The organism is Pseudomonas sp. SDO5215_S409, assembly GCF_054071325.1.
Genome location: NZ_JBSVWN010000162.1, coordinates 1 through 681 on the forward strand (window position 1 = coordinate 1; position 681 = coordinate 681).

Annotated in this window: 1 protein-coding gene; it reads right to left on the reverse strand. The window is 59.9% G+C overall.

The genetic code is table 11. From position 1 onward, the window contains the following. The coding region (locus ACW9H9_RS28720) for an IS256 family transposase (protein WP_457346723.1) at positions 1-681 on the reverse strand (681 nt) is incomplete at both ends.

Below are 681 nucleotides of genomic sequence, written 5' to 3' on the forward strand. Positions count from 1 at the left end.
ACCTCGGTGCGGCGCTTGATCTCGGCATTCAGCCTCTCCAGCGGGTTGGTGCTATGAAGCTGCTGCCGATGCGGCTTGGGAAACGCCATGTGCGCCAGCACGTCATTTTCGCAGCCATCCATGAGTGCTGCGATCTTCGGGTACTTCTCGCGTAACTGATCAGCAACCTGCCGCCATTGCTTGTGACATTCCTCGCGGCTGTCCTGGGCAAATACGGTGCGTAGAAAAGCCGCCACGATCGTGCGCTGGCCCTTGCCGACATGAGCCAGGGCGTTGCGCATGAAGTGGACGCGGCAGCGTTGCCACGTCGCGCAAAAGACTTTGGACACAGCTGCCTTGAGCCCTTCGTGAGCGTCGGAAATCACCAGCTTTACGCCTCTTAATCCACGCCGAGTCAAGCTTCGCAGGAAGTCCGTCCAGAACGGCTCAGCTTCCGAAGGGCCAACCCGCATGCCCAACACCTCGCGCCCACCACTAGTGTTCACGGCCACGGCAATTATGACGGCGACTGAAACGATACGACCGGCCTCCCGCACTTTGACGTAGGTGGCGTCGATCCACAGGTAGGGCCAGTCGCCCTCAAGTGGGCGGTCGAGGAACGCATGGACACGCTCATCGATCTCGCCAGCCAGTCGGGAAACCTGACTTTTCGAAATACCGGACATACCCATGGCCTTGACC